Origin of the sequence: Paenibacillus sp. DMB5, from assembly GCF_001517085.1 — a bacterium.
GTDB lineage: Bacteria > Bacillota > Bacilli > Paenibacillales > Paenibacillaceae > Paenibacillus_AQ.
Genome location: NZ_LRAC01000098.1, coordinates 37,188 through 51,967 on the forward strand (window position 1 = coordinate 37,188; position 14,780 = coordinate 51,967).

The window sequence follows — 14,780 nt, forward strand, 5'->3', positions numbered from 1 at the left end:
GGGGGTTGAGAGAAATGCCCGGACCAGTAAGAGCAGAACCCAGACCCAGAAAGAAACTTAGCCTCACGTTGCTGCTCATGGCACTGGTGACTTTGGTGTTCCTGTTAACCACAACCATTCTGCTGATTGGTTCTTACCAGTCCAAAAAGAAATCTCTTATAGAGACAACGCTTAATCTGAATTACACTAATGCGGAAAGAATGAGCAAGACGGTGGACTCGCTGTTTCTTTCGATGCGCAGCAGCCTGCTCTTCAGTGCGGACCAGATTGCCAATCTGGGAGCCGTACCGCCGGCCCATATAGATGCTTATCTTGAGCTTACGCGCAACAGCAGCAATTACTTTAACTCGATTGTTCTGATGGATTCGGGCGGTAATGTTTTGAATAATTCACCTTCAGATCTGGGGATGGCAGGCAGGCGCCTTTCTTTTCCCGAGATAAAAGAAATGCTCAGATTAAAAAATTCTTACCTTTCGGCGCCTTTTATTGCCCCGTCGACCGGCAGAATGCTGTTCTTAATGAGTGAGCCGCTATATAACAAAGACAGATATTATCAGGGACAGCTGGTAGGCACGGTCTATCTCCAGGATTACAACATTCTGAATATGATCTTCGGAAATAATGTGATAGATGAGTCAGGGTCTTATTACTACATTGTCAGCAGGGAAGGGCGTTTACTTTATCACCCGGATATCAGCAGACTGAATGATGATGTAACCAATAACAGGGTTGTCGCGCAGTTAATGCAGGGTAAGAGCGGCAGTATGCAGGCGGTAAATACACAAGGGGTATCCATGCTTGCCGGTTATTCGTCCGTTCCCTCCAATGGCTGGGGCGTTGTCGTTGTCTCACCTGCAGATGTTATCCAGCAGCAGCTGCGGATGCATCTGAACAAAATTTTGGCGTACACCCTTATTCCGTTCGTAGTTTTGCTGTTCTGTGTATTTGTCCTTGCACACCAGCTGGCCAAACCGTTTGTGGTTCTTGCTGACCTGGTCAACAAAATCGGCAGAGAAAAGGTCGAGCTGCCCGAGCTGAAGCCTCATTGGAACCGTGAGGTGGATCTGCTTACAACAGCGGTGGTGCTGGCCTGGAAGGACATCCAGAAGCAGACAGACCAGCTGACCCAGGAAGCGAGGACCGATCTTCTGACCGGCCTGACTAACCGCAGGGCGCTGGATAACAGCATCAGCCAGTGGATTGCCGCAAGGGTGCCGTTTTCGGTCATTGTACTTGATGTGGATAAGTTCAAATTTGTAAATGATACGTACGGCCATCTGGCCGGAGATGAGGTGCTGCGGCGGGTTGCTGATATTCTAGTGTCAAACATCCGGCCCGGCGATGTCTGTGCCCGTTACGGCGGTGAGGAGTTTGTACTGCTGCTTCCCCGGACCAAGGCGGAGAATGCTTACATTGTGGCTGAACGGATCCGTAAGACGCTGGAAGTGACGGAGGTTCCCCTGCCGATGACGGTTACCTCCTCGCAGGGAATTGCCCATTACCCTACGCATGGAAGAACCCGGGAGGAGCTGCTGGGAAGGGCGGATGAGGCATTGTATACGGCCAAGCATACCGGAAGGAACCGGACGGTTATCTATGGCGAGTAAGGCAGAGGAGCATCTTTTCCCGGAAAAGATGCTTTTTTTGTTGCGTGGAGAAGCAAAGAAATCGTCACCTGGGCGTAGGCAGATACATATTCTACCCCAGAACGATAAAAATTGGGCTTCAAAGAAAGGAAGGCATTTCATGACTTCATACATGGATTATAAATCCCCGGCGACACAATTCTCGGCAGATCTGAACTGCAGTACGCTGTTTAAAAAGGATGACTGCAATTATATCAATGTTCTCGGGATCAAGCAGCTGAACACGCTGGAAAATACATCTCTGCTTGATATTTTTCTCAGCAAATCCAATGTGGTTGAGCCGCATTACCATCAGAATGCCGCCGAGCTGGTATATTGTATTTCCGGTTCAGCAGTGGTTTCGCTAATCAACCCGTTCACTAACGAGCTGCTGCATTTCCCGATTACCCCCGGCCAGGTGGCTAATGTACCGCAGGGCTGGTGGCATTATGAGGTCGCCACAGCGGATTGTACACATCTGCTGGCGATTTTTGACGCGCCTACGCCTGAGGTTATTCTGGGATCAGATATTTTAAGTAAAACACCGGCCAATGTACTGGCTCATACTTACTGCCTGAATGAGGCAATGGTGAAGGAAACGCTGGCTCCGGTGAAGCCCGGAACCTTCATCGGCCCGCCTGCGGACTGTTGTGAACCTGTGAAGGCAGCAGCCGAAAATATGCAGGCCGCCAATATAGCCCCAAATATGTCCCCGAATATGGCTTCAAACATGGCCCCAAATATGGCGCCTAATATGGCTCCAAACATGGCTCCTGTTATGGCAGCATCCAACATGCCGTATTATATGCCCCAGCCGGCTTCGCAGGGATTCGGGTATCAGCCTATGAGTATGCATTCCTACTATAGCCAGCCTTATGTACAGCAGCCTTACCGCCAGCTGCCATACACGCAAGGTATCCCGGCTTACGCGAATGCTGTAACAGACAACGAGTTATAGGTGGCACCTATACAAAAGTCCCCCGGGTCTCATGACCCGGGGGCTGCTTCTATGACAGGCGGACAAGCACCCGGCCTCTTGTATTGGATTTAAGGATATCTTCCAGTGCAGCAGGAAGTTCAGTTAATGTGATCTCCCGGTCTACAAGCACATCCAGATTGTCCGGCTTCAAATCATTTGCCATCCGTGCCCAGATGAGCTGCCGCTTGCCGGCAGGACAGGAGACAGAATCAATACCCAGCAGGCTTACCCCGCGCAGGATAAAGGGCATTACCGTTGTCGGAACCGCGGTTCCTGCGGTTAATCCGCTGGCCGCAACCGCTCCGCCGTAGTCGATCTTGCTCAGCACGGCTGCAAGCGGACTTCCGCCGACGGAATCCACCGCAGCCTGCCAGAGCTGCTTGTCCAGCGGCTTCACGGCCCCGCCGCCAACCTCTTCACGGGTAATAACCTCGGCTGCGCCTAAATGCTGCAGATAGCCGGCTTCGTCCATTCTGCCGGTGCTGGCTGTTACCTCGTAGCCCAGCTTGGCCAGCATGGCAACTGCCGTGCCGCCAACGCCGCCGGTAGCACCGGTTACCAGCACCTTGCCTTTATCCGGGGCCGCTCCGTGATCCTCCAGCGCCTGAATGGACAGTGCAGCAGTGAAGCCGGCTGTCCCGTATATCATCGCTTCCCGCAGGCTGAGCCCTACAGGCAGCGGAATCACCCATTCGGCCGGAATGCGGGCATATTCACTGAATCCGCCATAGTGGGACACGCCAATGCCATAGCTGGTGGCAATGACCGGCTGTCCCGGCTGAAAGCGGCTATCGTCTGAGGACACGACCGTTCCGGACAGATCAATGCCAGGAATGAACGGGTAATTACGCACGATGTTGCCGTTTGGAATGCTGGCAAGTCCGTCTTTGTAATTTACACTGGAATAAGCCACTTTGATCAAAACCTCCCCGGCAGGCAGTTCCTCCCGGGTAATCTGCTTGACCTCCACTGAGAAGGTATCGTTCTTATCTACAACCAAAGCTTGAAATGTTTCAGTCATTTTAAATCCGCTCCTATCCATTAACTGTATGCAGGTCAGTTATATAATATTTATTCTGACCGGTCAACTTTTTTATGACTATGATATACTACACATTAAACAAACTAAGCGGGCAATTACGCTGCATGGCGGAGGTCGTATGGTAAAGTACAAGAAATCCGAAGAGAAGCGCAAACAGATTCTTTCAGCTGCATTCCGCGCCTTGTCAGAGCACGGTTATGATGCGGTTACTCTGCAGACGATTGCGGATTACGCAGAGGTTAGCAAGGGGGTAGTCCACTATTATTTTACGAGCAAGGAAGCCGTGCTGGTGGAGCTGCTGGAGTGGCTGACCGGCAAAATTTCCGCAAGGGAGCGGGCGGCGGTAGCGGAGCAGCATTCGGCGGAAGGCAAGCTTAACGCCTATATTGATTCTGCGTTTGCCGGTCCGGTGCAGAACCGGTCGTTTTACCGGGTCTATCTCGATTTCCTGTCCAGGGCGAGCCGCGGTCCGGTCTATCGGGAGATTAACCAGCGGTTCTATGACAGCTGTGCGGGTATCAGTACAGAGGTGCTGCTGCTGGGACAGCAGGAGGGGATTTTCAATAAAGAACTGACGCCGGACAGGGCAGCCCCGGTCATCCGGGCGATTATTGACGGCTGCCTGATCCAGTGGCTGATGGCTGATCAGGATGAGCTGCATACCCTTTATAAGGAATCCTGCCACAGTGCAATCATGAAGCTGCTGAGTGTGTAGCTATGGCTTCATTTTTGCAGAATCTGCTCACCTGTAGTATGTTAAATTATGGATAGCTATTACATTGGCTGACGGAGCAGCGTACGGGCTGCAGCCATATCCTCAGTTGAGAGGGATTCAGGAGGTGCGGATGAAACGCAGAATTCATATCATGGGAGCCTCAGGATCGGGAACAAGCACACTCGGGCAGGCGCTTGCCGGCCGGCTTCCGCATGTTCACCTGGATAGTGATGATTACTTCTGGGAGCAGAAATTCTCGAAGCAGCGTGAACTGACGGAGCGTCTTGACCGGATCAGGCATGATCTGGAGCAGCTTGAGCCCTGGATTTTATCCGGTGCGGTGTGCGGCTGGGGGGATAGCCTGCGGTCCTATTTTGACCTGGTAATCTTTCTGCGGATTCCTCCGTCTATTAGACTGGAGCGGTTAAAGACCAGGGAATATGAGCGTTATGGCCATGAGAGTCTGCCTGGCGGGAGCAGGTACGGGGACGTGCAGGCCTTTCTGGAGTGGGCGAGCCTGTACGATACGGCAGGTCCGGAGGTACGGAGCCTTAAGCTGCATGAGGCATGGATGCGGGAGCTGAACTGTCCTGTTTTGCGGCTGGAGGGGGACTTGTCGGTAGAGGAGCGTGTGGAAGCTGTTCTGAACTACTTATCCTGTGGAAAAGAGGGCTGAGCCTATGAGAGGGAATGCGGCGTTACGAATTCTTTTGCTAAGCGGGTTTATCGCAGTGCTGATGCTTCTGACTGGCTGTAACAGCGGTACACTTCATCAAACGTACACTTTTTCTGGTGAAGGCGAGCACTGGTCGGCAATCTACAGTGAGACGGTTACAGAGAAGCCAGCTCAGGCCAAAGGCGGAAATGCATACTATAAGGCGTCCAGCGAATATAACTTTCAGTTAGCCTATAAAGGGGATGCCAAAGATCTTAAGAAGATTAAGCAGTTTACGTATGGCTTCGAGGCGCTCGGCCACGGCTCAAGCCAGTCGATGGAGGGCCCGGTAAGAATTAAGTCTTTACACATGTACGGCTCAAGCGACGGCTCGCTGAATCGCGGACAGGCGCCTATCAAGGTGAGTGTTGAATGGGACGGGCATCAGGAGCAGTTTGAGCTGCAGCTGGACGGGGATGAGCCGGAGTGAGGATCAGTTAATCAGTCGAACGGATGAACCACCCCCGAAATGGACAGCTTTATATATATGAGAAATAAATATTTACAATCGTAAGGAGAGTTGTACATACCATGGTAACGATCAAAGAAATTGAGGCGGACTCACTAACGGAATTAAATGAGCTGTACCGGGAGCTGACCGGCGCGCCGGCAGAGCCGGGCAAATTTGCGGATACTTTTGCAGCAATTAAGGCAGACAGCAGGTACATCCTGTTAGGCGCTTATGTGGACGGAGAGCTGATGGGCTCGCTGATGGGCATCCTCTGTCAGGATTTAATCGGGGACTGCCGGCCGTTCATGGTTATCGAAAATGTCGTCGTCTCAAGCCGCGCCCGCCGTCAGGGTCTGGGCAAGCAGCTGATGACCGCCATCGAAAACATCGCCCACGAGCGCGATTGCTATTACATCATTCTCGTTTCAGGCGAGAAACGCAAGGAAGCCCATGTCTTCTATGAGAAGATGGGCTACCGGGACGAGAAGGTGGAGGGGTACCGCAAGCACCTGAGCTCGCACTGAGCCGGCAAGCGAAGTGATGCTGCCCTCTAATAATTGTAATAAAACAGTGAAGCTGATCACCATAACGGGGGTCAGCTTCCTGTGCTTTTGTAATGTCTTACGCCGATACGCCAGACAAGCAGCGAGACCCCGAGAAAGGCAGCGCCGGAAGGAAGCGAAAGATAGCCCAGCCATGCCGGATAATCCCAGCCGCATACGGTGGCAGCCGGATAGAAGCTGATGAACAGCATCGGCAGCATAAAGCTGAAGACATTTTTCAGCACCCGCGGCATATACGGCTCCGGACAGCGGGTAACCTGGTAGCTGGCGTTGGTCAGCAGATAAATCCAGTCAAGCCCTTTAATAGTGAAAAAAGCAAGCCCCGAGGTCAGCACGAACACCCCGCAATACATAATGCAGCCGCCCGCGAGCGCCATAAAGAGAATTCCGATTTTGCCGGGAGTCAGCTGCACTCCAAGTTCGCTCAAGGCCCAGCCTGCGGCGCAGATTCCTGTGATTGGACGGACGAGCCGGTGCAGATGGAACCGGGAGGCGGCAACCTGAACGAACAGGGAGCGCGGCCGCAGCAGGAGCCGGTCAAAGTCACCGGAACGCAGCAAATGCCACGGAAAATAATCAAAGCCCCGGCAAAAGCTCTCCGCCAGACCAAATGAGGCTACTGCCAGCGAGTAGACCAGAATGATGTGGGCGACGCTCCATTCCCCGATATTGCCGAAGCGGGAGAACAGCAGGACGGTAGCGATCGGGTCGGAGACCACGACAACCAGCACCTGGATCAGCATCAGCCACCAGCCTTTATACTCCATTCCGGACAGCAGATGCATCCGCAAATATTTAAAATAGATTTTACTCTCGGCAATCATGCTGTGTGCTCACCCTCCCTGGACGATAATATTTTTCAGCTTGCGGTTCATGATCAGCCGCCGGCCGCGATAAAGAGAGCACTCCAGATAAACTGCAGTCCAATTGCAGGCAGAGCAGCTGACGGAGGCATACTGCCGATGTAGAGCTGGGCCGGAATGTCGGCGAAGCCGCCGAACGGCTGAAGGTATAGGAAAGTCTGCATGAAGTCTGGCCATAGCCGAAGCGGCAGGTAGGTGCCGGACAGAATTCCGCTCAGCAGCAGAAGCATATGGCTCGGCCCGTCACCCCAGGTAACATTCAGCCGGACTGTGGTTACAAGCATGGCGAATGACGAGCAGAGGACAAAGGCCATAATGACCGAGAGCAGAAAGCAGAGCAGCCCCGCAAAAGACGCAGGAGCACCCAGCGCATAAGCGGCGGGCATCAGCAGGCCAACCAGCACGGTAGCGACACTGCGGATCCAGGAGGTGCCAAGCTTGCCGGCCGAGCTTTTGACGAACCAGTGGGTGTACAGATTCATCGGCCGGCACAGCTCAATGCCGACGTCGCCGTTGTTGATTTTGCCCATGATCTCACCGTCAATACTCATCGTCTGCAGTACAAACAGCCCTTGTGCGATCCACACATAAGAAATCGTCTGCGGCAGGCTCATGCCGTTGTTGTTCCACGAGCCGTGCTCGCTATATGTATAAAAAACAGTAAACAGCACACATTCCAGCAGCGCCCAGAACACGCCGACCACCGTTCCCGAAATGGCCGACACCCGGTACTGCAGGCCTTCAGCCATCCGGATGCGGAAGAGGGAGAGTGAAGCCCGGCAGGTATTTTTAAAATCCATTGCAATTACACACCTCCTGAAATAATATAAATGCCCTCACTCTATGAGGCTGCACACCCGGTTATGTCAGAGCCAGATCGTTGTACATAGCGGCGATCATCGCATCGGTATTGACCTTCATCACAACCTCCGGTGCATATTTCTCCTGCAGTCCGGCCAGCTTGCCGTCATAGAGCAGCTTGCCGTGCCCGATTACCATCACCCGCTCACATAGCGCCTCAATATCGTCCATATCATGGGTAGTCAGCAGCATGGTAACTCCGTGCTTGCGGTTTTCTTCCTTCAGAAAATTGCGCAGTGCCAGCTTCGATACCGCATCCAGTCCGATCGTCGGCTCATCCAGAAACAGAATCTTCGGCCGGTGCAGCAGGGCTGCCACCAGCTCACAGCGCATCCGCTGTCCCAGCGAGAGCTGGCGGACAGGAGTTCGTAATAGCGCTTCCACACCGAGGGTTGCCGTTAGCTCGGCCAGCCTGATTTTGTAATCTCCGGGCGGGATCGCATAAATATCCTTCAGTACGTCAAAAGAATCGGCCACCGGCACATCCCACCACAGCTGCGAGCGCTGCCCGAACACAACGCCGATTTGGGACACATGCTCCACACGGTATTTCCAGGGGATTTTGCCAAGAATGGTGCATTCGCCGCTGTCCGGTGTCAGAATTCCGCTCATCACCTTGACCGAGGTAGATTTGCCGGCACCGTTCGGGCCGATGTATCCCACCAGCTCACCTTCAGCAATGTCAAAGCCGATCCCGCCGAGCGCCTCCACCTCCGTTACATTCCGCATAAAAGCTCCCTTAAAGAGTCCCCATTTGCCTTCCGGGCGTTTGTACACTTTAAAGCTTTTTTTGATCTCCCTGAGTCTGATTTGCATCTCGTTCGCCTCCTTCGCGCAAAACATCATACCATTATATGGGTGAACGAGACAGCGGCGCTTTATACTCTGTACTTCCTTAAGCGCAGGCAGCGGGGGAGTAAAGGAGCTTTTTTCTCCGTTTTCCATAAAAATGCTTGCAAGGTTGACATTTCCGTGCTATATTAATTTTATAGTTAACGCAGGAAAACTAGGTGTTTTTTTTGTATCATATACATATTGAATTTACGTACCGGTGACCTTGGTTGCCGGTATTTTTGCGTTGTCTGGGGATATTGAGAGCAGCAGCTTTTTATAATCATTCTTTCCCTCGGACTCGAATACCCGCTGTGATACACTGAATGCAAAGATTCTTATTTAAATTTAAAATTCCGGAGGGATTTATGCAGACATTGTTCCGTTACAACTGGATGGTCCGTGAAGAGTGGTATAAATGGTGTGAGACGTTGAGTGAGGAGGAGCTGCTGCAGCCGAGGACCGGCGGGGTCGGCGGGATTCTGAAAACGCTGTTCCACATCGCAGATGTGGAATGGAGCTGGATCATGGCGATGCAGGGCAAGCCTGATTTTGAGGAGGATTTTGCGGAATATAGCACTTTGGATAAGGTAAAAGAGCTGGATGCCCGCTTCCGGCCGGAGGTAGAAGCGTTTGTGCTGGGCTGGCATGAGGGGCTGGAGCGCAATATCTTTGTGGATAAGCGTTACGAAGGAGAGAAGGCTATCGATGCCTGGGGTGAGATTATGCGTCATATCATTGCCCACGAGATCCATCATATCGGACAGCTGTCGGTGTGGGCGCGGGAGCTGGGGCATAAGCCGGTGTCGGCCAATCTGATTGGACGCGGACTGCGGGACACGCTGCCGGGCAAGGAATAAAAGAGCCAGGTGGCGAAAGGTCAGCTAAACGCCGGATAGTGACGCCCCGCCTAACACAAAAGCGGCAGCCGGAAGTAAAACCTCCCGGCTGCCGCTATTTTACAGAATCAAGTCTAACAAGTCCCCGAACCCGCCCTCACCGGAATCATACATCAGCACATGGTAGTTAACAGTTAAAAAAATTCAGCCTGGTTACATGCTGCGCGCACTCTTGTAACATTATTGGGCTAAGCATTAAGTTGTGCAGATTTGGCCCGGCATCTGCTTCAAGGTCCAACTTACCCTGTTGGCGGGTTGTGCTCACCTGTATGTGTCCGGCTACCAACTTGCCTTTATTGCACTACTCCAGAAGATTCGTGCTCCAGTTCTTCTCCTGAATCCGGAAATCCAGTTCACGGTATTGCTTGGACAGTTCGTCTACTTCCTTCTGCAGGGCAGTGACTTCAATCGTTGTATAGAATTTAACCTCCTGCCGGCCGTAACGCTCCTGCTTGATCGAAGCCTCGTTCAGCAGCTCATTCAAAATATTACGGTGCTGCATGATCCGCTCCCGTTCAGCCAGCGCCTCCGACAGGGTGAGGTCTGCATCAAACGGACTCAAGGAGTTCGTTTTGTTGATCTTCTTGACCCAGACTGCCAGCTCATCCAGCGTCCGCTTCAATTCCTGAAGCAGCTCAGCCGGCGGCTCAGAGGGCTGATCTCCTTCCTGAACCTTAATGACTCTTCCGAGGCGCTGCTTCAGCTGCGCCACCTTCCGCTGGCAGTCTGCCCGCAGCACAAGTGCTTCTGCTAGTCTCATTCAAATCCCCCTCCGCTATAAACATAGTAAACCTAATATACCAAACCGGAGATATATTTACCAATTTGGCATAGGGAACACGATCATAGCTCCGGCGGAAACCACAGATGCCGCAGATCCACCCAGCCCTGGCTGTTAAAAGTAACCCCCCGGACAGAGGGGAGGTAGGCGGTTTCGGCCGGCTTTTCGTAGAGGATATGCAGCTGATGCTTCTGCCGCAGGCTGTCTTCAATCTGCTGAAAGCCGGCTGCCCTTGCCTTGCTTTCCGGCTCCCGGGCGATAATCTGCAGTCTTCCTTCAATATCCGCACGGATCTGCGGCTCCAGGTGCTGCACCATCGTGGAGTAAAGATCGGACAGCCGCAGCTGCTCGTCCTGATCGCGCAGCAGCGAGAAGAGAATCAGGTCTGCCTGCAGCCGGACCGGTCCTTTGAATTCTTCAGGAGATACGGATAATACATAGCAGGCATACCCGCAGCCGGTCAGCTTCGCGGCTACCGCTTCTGCATCTCCGGCATACTGCGGAATGGTTGCAATTTGCAGCGCCGGTGCGGCCGCAGCTGCCACTGCTTTTGCTGCTGTTTTTGATTCTGCTGTATTCTCTACACTATCCGGACCAACAGCCTCATCGGCAACGCCGCCGAGGCAGGACAGAACCTCAGCACGGATTAGCGGATCGCTGAGCGGACCTTTTTTCTTCGTGTTGCAGGTCACGAATTTGCGTACCGAATACTCCGAATGTATCCGGCTCCAGGCAGCCGGACCGCCGGCAGAAGGATTATGGACAATATGGAAGGCTGAGCCGGTCTCGGGTTCAGCTGCCGAAATATCCCATGGGACATGCAGAATCTCCACCCGGTCAAGATGCGCCCGGCCCTGAAAATAATAAGGAAACACCTCCAGTGTGCACAGATCCTCATTCATCTCCACCAGCTTGAACGGTCCGGTACCGGCAGGCCTGCGTCCAAAGCTGCCGGCAAAGGATGTCTCCAGATCACGCGGAACGATCGCAGCGCGGCTGGTGCAGAGAAAAGGGAGAAACAGCTCATTCGGCTGCTTCAGCAAAAAGCGCACCGTTCCCGGATTAAGCGCCTTCACTTCCCGGATATCCCGGAATATGTTGCTGTACAGCAGCCGCTGTGAAGAATCCATCATCCGCTTGAAGGAATAGACGACATCCTCGGCAGCAAGCACCTTTCCGTGATGGAACAGCACATCCTTGCGTAGATGGAAGGTCCAGACGGTGCGCTGCTCACCGGTATCCCAGGTATGGGCAAGAGCGGGAATGATCCGGTCCTGACCGCCGCTGCGCGCAACCAGACCGTCAAAGACATGGCTGGATACGAAGGATTCAGCCAGCAGATTCATATACAGCGGGTCCAGGTTGTGCAGCTGCTGCCGGACCGGGAGCCGCAGCGTATCAATCCGTTTATCGCTGCGCAGCTCGGAATGATAGCCGAAATAGGCCAGCAGCCAGCCCTGGAGGGTATCCTGCAGGGAGGAGGAGCGGGCATGTGCGCGGATCCCGTCGATGGCGCTGCGGATCTCGCTGCTGCTGATGGCCTGCATCATGGAGCTAAGCGCAATTTCCTCGGCATCCGCGAGGAACCTAAGGGAGGAGCGCGGCCGCGTCCCCGGCTGGGGGTCCAGCAGACCCAGCCCTGCTCGGACAGCTTCTTAATGACATGCAGCGTGTTACGGTGGGTACAGCCCAGGGTATGGGCCAGCTCATCCAGGGTAACGGAAGCTTCATCTGCTCCTCCATGCCGGGAATGCAGCTTCAGAAACTGGCTGTGAAGCTTCATATCAGCAGCCCCTTTCAATAAAATAGGAAATGAGCGGAATATTTTTTCTCTTTTTCTTCTTATTTTATCAGCTAGAATCAGGTTAAGATAGTGAAAAACTGGAGGGAATTCCCATGGAAGAGAAAGTCCCCGTTATTCCGAGGTCTGCGCTTTCCGCACTGGCTGCGGCCTTGCTGCTGGCTATCGTGCACCAGTACTTGTTTTTTGGGCATAAGCCCGGAGTCTCTTATCCCATCTTTGTCGTCCTATTCTATTGTTTCATGCTGTATTATGCGAAGGACCAGCTGCGCCCGCTGAAGTGGTTCGACTATGTATGGCTGGCTGCGATATTTTTGCTCGCCATGACCTTTGTGCTGTTCTCAAGCTGGTTTTTCTTCGGACTTAACCTGCTGGTGCTTCCGGTACTGATTCTCTTACATATGACATACCTGCTAAGCTACCGCCGGCCTTCATGGAGCGGAATTCAGCTGATTGGCGCTGCGCTGGAGCATTTTTTTGCCCAGGGTCCGCGGCACTGGCCTACAGTGTTCACAGTCATCCGCAAAACAGGCGGAGAAGGGCTAAAGAACGAACGTAAGCAGGTATACCTTAAAGTGCTTGCCGGTCTGCTGCTGTCCTTTCCGCTGCTGCTGATCGTTATATCGCTGCTCTCCTCGGCAGACGGCGTTTTCAACCAGATTCTTAACAAATTTCCGGAGCTGCTGGAGCGGATTTCCTTCAGTGAAGGGTTCGGACGGACGCTGTGGAGTGTGGTGCTGGGAATCGGGCTGTTCAGCTATTTATGGGGGTTTGTTGCATATAAACGGATCGAGCGGCAGGTTATCGTGCCTAAAGAGGGAGAACCGCGGATGGAACCCTTCGAGTTCACGGTTGACCCTGTCATTGCTACAACTGTCCTGACGGCAGTCAATGCAGTGTATGTGCTGTTTGTAAGTGTACAGTTCTCCTACCTGTTCGGTGCCTGGGAAGGCGCTTTGCCGCAGGGGAGTACGTATGCCGATTATGCGCGGAGCGGTTTTTTTGAGCTGATTATGGTTACGTCGATTAACTTCGGCCTGCTGCTGCTGTCGCTGCTTGCCCTGCCCCGGGCCAAAGCAAGACTGCTGACCGTTATCCGCACACTGCTGTATATCCTGGTATTGTGTTCGGTAGTCATGCTGTATTCGGCTTATTCCCGGCTTGCCTTATATGAGGAGGCTTATGGCTATACAGAGATACGGTTTCTGGTACACGCCTTTATGATTTTTCTTGGACTGCTGCTGATTCTCGCTGCTGTACGGATAAGCAAGAGAGAATTCCCGCTTATAAAATGGTATGTGGTGCTTGGTGTGCTCTCCTATGTCTTTATGAATTACATCGGCATGGACCGGATTATCGCCACCCAGAACATCGCCCGGTATGAGGCCAGCGGCGATATCGATGCCCCATATCTTAGCGGATTGTCCTGGGAAACGGTTCCGCTGCTGATTGACTTCAGTAAACAGAATAATGATCTGCTGAAGCAGGAGCTTAGTGACAAATGGTCTAACCGGCGGGGGGAGGCGCAGCAGGAATGGCCTTCCTTTAATGTAGCGCAATATCGCGGACAGCAGGCACTGCAGGAATACATGAATACGGCAAAATAGTCCTGAGACCGTCATTCTTTCAGAATTGTATCCGGTTATGTTACAGTTAGAGCATCATACGGGTGCTTTCTGTGCGGAGCATAACCTTGTACATATGCGGGCTCAAGGAGGAAATACAATGCAGTCAATAATGGACCCTGAAGCGGTCCGGCGGCTGGCGGAAAGTAACGGGCTGGATAAAATGTTCAGCAGCGCTGACATTGCCGCGATGGAGCTGCGGCGCTACGGGGACGGAGATGTGATCTGCTCGGTCGGTGACCGGCTGGAGAGCATGTTCATTCTGATGGAGGGCAAGCTGAAGATCCACACGCTTCTGCCCAACGGCAAGTCGATGCTGGTGCGCTTCGCCAGGCCGATGTCCGTGATCGGGGATGTAGAGCTGCTAAGGCAGTATCCGGTCAAAAATGAGGTGGTTGCCGTGGGCAGCAGTCTGCTGCTCGTAGCCTCACGCAAGATGCTGTTAAGAGAGCTGGAAGAGAATACGGCGCTGCTGCGTTTTCTGATGGGGGAGCTGAGCCACAAAATGTATACCCTCGGCCAGACCTCGGCGCTGAACCTGCTCTACCCGGTGGAGAACCGGTTTGCCAGCTATCTGATGTCCCTGTTCGAAGAGACCGTTGGCGGCCAGCGGGTTGAGGAGATCCGCACCTCCAGCCTGACGGAGACGGCTGATCTGCTCGGTACAAGCTACCGGCACCTCAACCGGATTGTCCGGCGCTTCATAGATGAAGGGATTATCGAGCGCAAGCGCGGCAGGCTGAGTGTGCTGGATCAGACCCGGCTGGCCCAGCTGGCTAACGGGAATTTATATGAATAATGGATGTTTGTGAGAAAGGCCGCTGTTCCGGTATTTGACCGGGCAGCGGTCTTTTTTTGCGCGTTGAGGCCGGACAGGCGCTTTATACTTTCAGCTAACGTTCAGTTCCGGCTCAGGCCGATTTAAGGCTCATTTAAGGCTGTCAGCGTAGGATGATGGATATAAGGAACATGACACAAAATGAATGACAGGAGGACATGCACCGGGGCAGAACGAGACCGTACATAGGG

At 53.2% G+C, this 14,780-nt stretch carries 16 protein-coding genes; 9 read left to right on the forward strand and 7 right to left on the reverse strand.

Going from position 1 to position 14,780, the window contains the following annotated elements:
- Positions 1-14 precede the first annotated feature (14 nt).
- Positions 15-1,607, forward strand: a complete 1,593-nt coding sequence (locus AWJ19_RS10170; RefSeq protein ID WP_068723428.1) for a diguanylate cyclase — start codon at positions 15-17, stop codon at positions 1,605-1,607.
- Positions 1,608-1,746: 139 nt separating this feature from the next.
- Positions 1,747-2,583, forward strand: a complete 837-nt coding sequence (locus AWJ19_RS10175) for a cupin domain-containing protein (RefSeq protein WP_082707812.1) — start codon at positions 1,747-1,749, stop codon at positions 2,581-2,583.
- A 49-nt stretch (positions 2,584-2,632) separates the two neighbouring features.
- Here the strand turns inward: AWJ19_RS10175 and AWJ19_RS10180 are convergent, their stop codons facing one another.
- Positions 2,633-3,625 (reverse strand): acryloyl-CoA reductase, encoded by a 993-nt coding sequence (locus AWJ19_RS10180; protein WP_068723430.1) that lies wholly within the window; start codon positions 3,623-3,625, stop codon positions 2,633-2,635.
- Positions 3,626-3,764: 139 nt separating this feature from the next.
- Between AWJ19_RS10180 and AWJ19_RS10185 the strand changes: the two genes are divergently transcribed.
- The 4 genes from AWJ19_RS10185 (at position 3,765) to AWJ19_RS10200 (ending at position 6,051) form a co-directional block, all read left to right on the forward strand.
- On the forward strand, positions 3,765-4,361 hold the full coding sequence (locus AWJ19_RS10185) for a TetR/AcrR family transcriptional regulator (protein ID WP_068723431.1): 597 nt from the start codon (positions 3,765-3,767) through the stop codon (positions 4,359-4,361).
- Positions 4,362-4,491: 130 nt separating this feature from the next.
- Positions 4,492-5,037 (forward strand): AAA family ATPase, encoded by a 546-nt coding sequence (locus tag AWJ19_RS10190; protein ID WP_068723433.1) that lies wholly within the window; start codon positions 4,492-4,494, stop codon positions 5,035-5,037.
- Between the two features lie 4 nt (positions 5,038-5,041).
- Positions 5,042-5,506, forward strand: a complete 465-nt coding sequence (locus tag AWJ19_RS10195) for a hypothetical protein (protein WP_068723435.1) — start codon at positions 5,042-5,044, stop codon at positions 5,504-5,506.
- Positions 5,507-5,607: 101 nt separating this feature from the next.
- Positions 5,608-6,051, forward strand: coding sequence for a GNAT family N-acetyltransferase (locus AWJ19_RS10200; RefSeq protein ID WP_068723437.1), 444 nt, complete (start codon positions 5,608-5,610; stop codon positions 6,049-6,051).
- Positions 6,052-6,122: 71 nt separating this feature from the next.
- Here AWJ19_RS10200 and AWJ19_RS10205 read toward each other — a convergent pair whose 3' ends face one another.
- From AWJ19_RS10205 to AWJ19_RS10215, 3 genes are all read right to left on the reverse strand, one after another.
- Positions 6,123-6,914 (reverse strand): ABC-2 family transporter protein, encoded by a 792-nt coding sequence (locus AWJ19_RS10205; protein WP_068723438.1) that lies wholly within the window; start codon positions 6,912-6,914, stop codon positions 6,123-6,125.
- A gap of 53 nt (positions 6,915-6,967) precedes the next feature.
- Complete coding sequence (locus AWJ19_RS10210; RefSeq protein ID WP_068723440.1) at positions 6,968-7,753, reverse strand: hypothetical protein; 786 nt, start codon at positions 7,751-7,753, stop codon at positions 6,968-6,970.
- A 61-nt stretch (positions 7,754-7,814) separates the two neighbouring features.
- Positions 7,815-8,630 (reverse strand): ATP-binding cassette domain-containing protein, encoded by an 816-nt coding sequence (locus AWJ19_RS10215; RefSeq protein ID WP_241781676.1) that lies wholly within the window; start codon positions 8,628-8,630, stop codon positions 7,815-7,817.
- A 383-nt stretch (positions 8,631-9,013) separates the two neighbouring features.
- On the opposite strand from AWJ19_RS10215, the gene AWJ19_RS10220 reads away from it, so the two are divergent.
- Positions 9,014-9,505, forward strand: coding sequence for a DinB family protein (locus AWJ19_RS10220; RefSeq protein WP_068723442.1), 492 nt, complete (start codon positions 9,014-9,016; stop codon positions 9,503-9,505).
- A 340-nt stretch (positions 9,506-9,845) separates the two neighbouring features.
- Here AWJ19_RS10220 and AWJ19_RS10225 read toward each other — a convergent pair whose 3' ends face one another.
- The 3 genes from AWJ19_RS10225 to AWJ19_RS37575 all read right to left on the reverse strand — a co-directional run bounded on the left by AWJ19_RS10225 (position 9,846) and on the right by AWJ19_RS37575 (position 12,108).
- Entirely contained in the window at positions 9,846-10,304 is a 459-nt protein-coding gene (locus AWJ19_RS10225) for a DIP1984 family protein (RefSeq protein ID WP_068723445.1), read from the reverse strand.
- Positions 10,305-10,387: 83 nt separating this feature from the next.
- A complete protein-coding gene (locus tag AWJ19_RS10230; RefSeq protein WP_347231099.1) occupies positions 10,388-11,875 on the reverse strand; it encodes an ABC transporter substrate-binding protein in 1,488 nt (495 codons plus the stop codon).
- Positions 11,872-12,108, reverse strand: coding sequence for an SgrR family transcriptional regulator (locus AWJ19_RS37575; RefSeq protein ID WP_347231100.1), 237 nt, complete (start codon positions 12,106-12,108; stop codon positions 11,872-11,874). Before AWJ19_RS37575 ends, AWJ19_RS10230 begins: the two co-directional genes overlap by 4 nt.
- Positions 12,109-12,221: 113 nt before the next feature.
- On the opposite strand from AWJ19_RS37575, the gene AWJ19_RS10235 reads away from it, so the two are divergent.
- Both AWJ19_RS10235 and AWJ19_RS10240 read left to right on the forward strand, forming a co-directional pair.
- Positions 12,222-13,733 carry a DUF4173 domain-containing protein gene (locus AWJ19_RS10235; RefSeq protein ID WP_068723447.1) on the forward strand — a complete coding sequence of 504 codons (1,512 nt, stop codon included), beginning with the start codon at positions 12,222-12,224 and terminating at the stop codon, positions 13,731-13,733.
- A 118-nt stretch (positions 13,734-13,851) separates the two neighbouring features.
- Positions 13,852-14,550 carry a cyclic nucleotide-binding domain-containing protein gene (locus tag AWJ19_RS10240; protein ID WP_068723449.1) on the forward strand — a complete coding sequence of 233 codons (699 nt, stop codon included), beginning with the start codon at positions 13,852-13,854 and terminating at the stop codon, positions 14,548-14,550.
- Positions 14,551-14,780 lie beyond the last annotated feature (230 nt).